The 4,721-nt window shown below is 71.8% G+C and carries 3 protein-coding genes; 1 reads left to right on the top strand and 2 read right to left on the bottom strand.

Annotated features, from left to right (window positions below):
* The first annotated feature begins 164 nt into the window (after window positions 1-164).
* Window positions 165-1,034, top strand: a complete 870-nt coding sequence (locus VF665_RS08955; protein WP_331053074.1) for a hypothetical protein — start codon at window positions 165-167, stop codon at window positions 1,032-1,034.
* A gap of 67 nt (window positions 1,035-1,101) precedes the next feature.
* Here the strand turns inward: VF665_RS08955 and VF665_RS08950 are convergent, their stop codons facing one another.
* Both VF665_RS08950 and VF665_RS08945 read right to left on the bottom strand, forming a co-directional pair.
* On the bottom strand, window positions 1,102-3,153 hold the full coding sequence (locus VF665_RS08950) for a helicase-associated domain-containing protein (protein WP_331053073.1): 2,052 nt from the start codon (window positions 3,151-3,153) through the stop codon (window positions 1,102-1,104).
* 3 nt (window positions 3,154-3,156) lie between these two features.
* Window positions 3,157-4,721 (bottom strand): DNA repair helicase XPB (locus tag VF665_RS08945; RefSeq protein ID WP_331053072.1); only part of this gene is annotated, 1,565 nt, incomplete at its 5' end.

The following is a 4,721-nucleotide window of genomic DNA, read 5'->3' as shown; positions in this document are numbered from 1 at the left end:
GGGGGCCGGCCGTAGCGCCGCTTACGCCGGAAAAACGGCGTACGTGAAAATGCCTCCGCGCCTGGGCACGGAGGCACCCGCTGGCGCCTGCGACTGAAACACCGCCACCGGCACCGCCGTACGACGGGCGTCCGGTTTTGTTCTGCACCCAGGCCCATCCCGACATGCACGTCAAAGGATTCGCTTCCGTCTCGCTTATTACGCTCGTCCTGATCGCGCCCGCCGCCACCGCGCAGGGCCCGGTGCCCGACTCGTGTGTCGCGCGCATCGTGGAGTACGCTTCGCGCGCCAGGTCCGGCGCCGCGCCCGAGTATCTGCTGGATCTGCCAGCTGGCCCGGGGCGGCTGCTGTACTTTGGCGCCGTGCACAGCAGCGATCCCGCGGAGCCGCAGTTCGCCGCACTCCGCGCGCAGTGGGAGCGGGTGCGGCCCACGGTGGCGTTCTACGAAGGCCCGCCGCGCACCGAGGCCGCGACCGGGGACGAGACCATCCGGCAGTACGGCGAGTCCGGCTATGTCCGCTTTCTGGCCAGGGCAGGCGGGGCACGCATTGAGCGGCTGGAGCCCGATCCGCGGGACGAGGCGCGCTTTGTGGCCGCGCGCTTTCCGCTCGACCAGGTAAAGCTGTTCTACCTGCTGCGCGAGGCGTCGCGCCTTCGCGAGCGGCGTGGCCTGAACGAGACGCAGCTTCGCGAGGCGATGGATGCACTGCTGCCGCAGGTGGCGCAGCGCATTCCGGAGATCAGCGGGTTGATCACGAACACCGAGGAACTGCAGGCGGCATATCGCCGGTACTGGACGGCGCCGGCGAACTGGTGGGAGGCGCCGGCCGCGTGGTTCGATCCCTTGGCGAACTCCGCCGAGACGGGCGGCGTCTTTACCAACGACATCAACCGCGCGTCCAGCGAGTTCCGCAACCGACACATGGTGGAGGTGATTGCGCGCGAGGTCCGTCGCGGCGAGCGGGTGTTCGCGGTGGTGGGCCGTGACCACGTGCCCGCCCAGGCGCCCGCCCTGCGCTGCGCCCTGCGGTAGTTTCCCCGGCGGACTCGAAAGCGATGTGGGCGCCGGTACCGGATTGCGGCGGACGGGCCGCGGGGGATCAATCCTGCGGAAAGATGCCCTGTGCCCGCATCTTCTTCAGCAGGGCGGCGTTCGCCTTCGCGTCCCCGTCCAGGCGGAGCACCGTGCGGCTGATCGCCGTCGCGCGCGTTCCCGCGAGTGACGCCACGCGGGCGGCGGTCTGCATGTCGGGGCACTCCACCAGCACGGCGGGGCCGACGCGCACCCGGCGGGTGGCGGCGCACCAGTCGCGCACCTGCCGCGCCACGTTGTCCGGAACGGGAGAGCGCGACGCCGCACCCATTGCTTTCAGGATGCGGTCGGCGCCCAGGCCGTGCTCCACGCCCCGAAGAACCGATGCCCGGGTCAGGCGGAACAGCGCTCCCACCCCGCTGCCCAGGCGCTCCGCGTAGCGGCTGAACTCCGCCTCCAGCCGGGGCGCCGCGGCCAGAAAAACGATCTCGAAGTCGGGCTTCACCACGACGTCGCCCTCCGCCTGCGGCGCCAGCTGGAACTTGTCCGTGGCCCCGAGCAGGTAGCGGCCCACGGGGGTGAGCGCGAACGCCACGCCCCGCGGGCCCTGGCCCAGGCGCGCGCCGCCCAGCGGAGCCAGCCGGGTGCGCAGGAACTCCGTGAGCACCTGGGCCCACGCGTCCTCCCACCCCTCGCGGGTCGTGGGCGCGGGGGCGTACGAGTAGGCGTAGGCCCGCGGGCGGGGCTGCGATTCCAGCGCCAGCAGCGGGTTGGCGGCTTCGCCCTGGTGCAGCGCCCACTCTTCCAGGTCCATCATCCCCTGCGCGGGCACCGCCAGAAAGGCGGCGGCCAGCGGGGCACGCAGGTCCAGCGTCTCTCCGACGGAAAACGGGAACCAGATGCCGAAGTAGTCCAGCGTTCCGCTGTCCTGGCCCGACGCGGCGGGGTTCAGCTGCCGCGACTCGCGGAGCACATCCACCACCTGCCGGATGCGCTCGTGTTCGGGGCGGGCCAGCCACTTCCGCCCGGCCGCGGTGGGCGCGAAGTGATAGCGGTCGCCGGCCTTTGCGATCGACGCCATCCCCAGCGCCTGGAGCATGCGCGCGGCCGAGCCGAGCCGCACCTCCGCCCGGCCCGCATCCTCCGCGGACTCTTTCGTGTCCTCATCCTCGTCTTCGTCCGCGCCGAGAAGGAAGTCCTCGGCCCAGCGCGGAACGGAGGCCAGCCGGGGCGCCATGGCGCGGAGCGAGCGCACGTACATTCGCCCGTTGGTGCCGCGCACGGGGATGGGCTCGGCGGCGGCCTCCACCAGCATCACCGTCATGTCCGACACGCGGAACGCATCCTCCCACGTTTCCGTCGCCACGACGGGCGCAGGCGGCGGGGACGGCGGACCGAGGCGCCGGGCGATCGCCGGGAGCACGCCCAGCGTGGGCTCCAGCGCCTCGTCATGCATCGAGACGAAGATCAGCTCGTACCGCAGCCCCGCGGCCAGCGCGGCGGCACGCGTCTGCGGCGTGTCCTTCGCCAGCAGCTCTCCCACCGTGCGCAGGGGGACGCCGGCGGGGAGCGTGCTCAGCCGCTTGACCAGCGTGTGCAGCGCCGTGATCAGGGGAGCCGACGTCAGGTGGGGCTTTACGGCGTACGGCCGGCGGGCGTTCTCCCACTTCAGCGCACCGGAACCGGTGCCGGCCGCGAGAAACTCGTTGACCCACGCCACCGACGACACGGCGGACGCCGTCGTCTGGCGGTCGTACCACCCTCCGAACCCGTGTTGGCGGACCAGGTCGCCCATTTCGGTCAGGCTGAACTGGTCCTGCAGGTATCGCTCTTCCAGGCGGCCCGTGGGGCCGTGCAGCGGGTGAAGGCGGTGCATGGCGCGCAGCGCCGCCAGCAGGTCGCGCAGTTCCGGCGCGTGCGGAAAGTTGGTGCCCCGCGGCCCCGGGCGGCTGATGAACCCCGCCGCGACCAGCTCGTCTTCCATGCCGTCCAGCAGGCCGGGCGCCGCGGCGATCCCGGGCGTGATCTGCAGAAACGCCCGCCGGGCCCGGGGCGAGAGCGTGTCCCAGCGGGGCAGTTCGGGGAGGATCCGGGTCCAGTCCAGTGCGGCCAGCTTCATGGGTCAGATGTCGCGCGGGTCGGCGATGCGGTAGGCGTAGCCCTGCTCGCACAGAAACAGCTGCCGCTTGAGGGCGAACTCCTGCTCCGTGGTGTCGCGGCTCACCAGGGTGTAGAAGTGCGCCTGGTTGGCGCCGCGCTTGGGGCGCAGAATCCGCCCCAGCCGCTGCGCCTCCTCCTGCCGCGAGCCGAAGGTGCCGGAAACCTGGATGGCCACGGACGCGTCCGGCAGGTCCACCGCGAAGTTGGCCACCTTGCTCACCGCCAGCACGGGAATGCGGCCCTCGCGAAAGTCCCGGTACAGCACGTCGCGGCGGCGCTGGCCGGTGCTCCCGGTGAGCACGGGAATGCCCAGCTCCTGGGCGATCGCGTTGATCTGCTCCACGTACAGCCCGATCACGAGCGTTGGCTCATCCGGATGCCGTTCCAGGATGCGCCGGATCACGTTCACCTTGTCGGGGTTCTCGCTCGCGATGCGGAACTTGTCGCGCTCCTCCGCCACGGCGTACGGCATCCGCAGCGACTTGGGGAGCGGCACGCGCACCTCGGTGCACTCCGCCGTGGCGATCCACCCCTGTCCCTCCAGCACCTTCCACGGCACCTCGGCCTTCTTGGGGCCGATCAGGGCAAAGACGTCGTCCTCGCGCCCGTCCTCGCGCACCAGCGTGGCGGTGAGCCCCAGGCGGCGGCGGGCCTGCAGGGCGGCGGTGACCTGAAAGACGGGCGCGGGGAGGAGGTGCACCTCGTCGTACACGATCAGTCCCCAGTCGCGCGAATCGAACAGCTCCAGGTGCTTGAAGGCGGCGTCCTTGCGGTCGCGGTGGGTAAGGACCTGGTAGGTGGCCACGGTCACGGGGCGCACGTCCTTGGCCTGTCCCGTGTACTCGCCCACCTGGTCCTCATGCAGGGTGGTCTTGTCGAGCACTTCGCGGATCCACTGGCGCACGGCGGTCACGCTGGTGGTGAGCACCAGGGTGGAGCTGCCCACCCGCGACATGCACTCCATGCCCACCACCGTCTTGCCCGCGCCGCAGGGGAGCACCACCACGCCGCTGCCGCCCCGCTCGCTGCCGCCGGCGTGAAAGGCGCCCGCCGCATCGTTCTGGTACGCGCGCAGATGAAAAGGCTCGCCCGCGCGGGTGACGGGGAGCATGGAGATGGGGAGCGGCTCGCCGGGGGTGTAGCCGGCCAGGTCTTCCGCGGGCCAGCCGGCCTTGACCAGCGCCAGCTTCAGCCGGCCGCGCTCGGCCGGGGGAACGCGGAACGACGTGGGCGAAAGCCGCTCGCCCAGGTGGGGCGCCACGCCGCGCACCCGGCCGATCTCCTCCGCCAGTTCCGGCTCGTCCGCGGCGAGCACCAGGCCGTCCGCGTCGCGCGCAAGCTGCAGGCGGCCGTAGCGCGTGGCGGCGTCGCGGATGGACGCTTCCACCACGGGCGGAACGGGATACTTGGCGTACTCGCGCAGGGCGGCGAGGATGTCGTCGGGCGGGGTGCCCGCGGCGCAGGCGTTCCACACCGAGAGCGGGGTGATGCGGTAGGTGTGCACGTGCTCGGGCGACTTCACCAGCT

Source organism: Longimicrobium sp., assembly GCF_036387355.1.
Classification (GTDB): domain Bacteria; phylum Gemmatimonadota; class Gemmatimonadetes; order Longimicrobiales; family Longimicrobiaceae; genus Longimicrobium.
The sequence above is the reverse complement of the archived record's forward strand: the minus strand, read 5'-3'. Positions and strand labels throughout refer to the sequence as shown.

Coding starts and splice junctions, on each gene's coding strand:
- VF665_RS08955 (WP_331053074.1), top strand. CDS start 165: ATGCACGTCAAAGGATTCGCTTCCGTCTCGCTTATTACGCTCGTCCTG.
- VF665_RS08950 (WP_331053073.1), bottom strand. CDS start 3,153: ATGAAGCTGGCCGCACTGGACTGGACCCGGATCCTCCCCGAACTGCCC.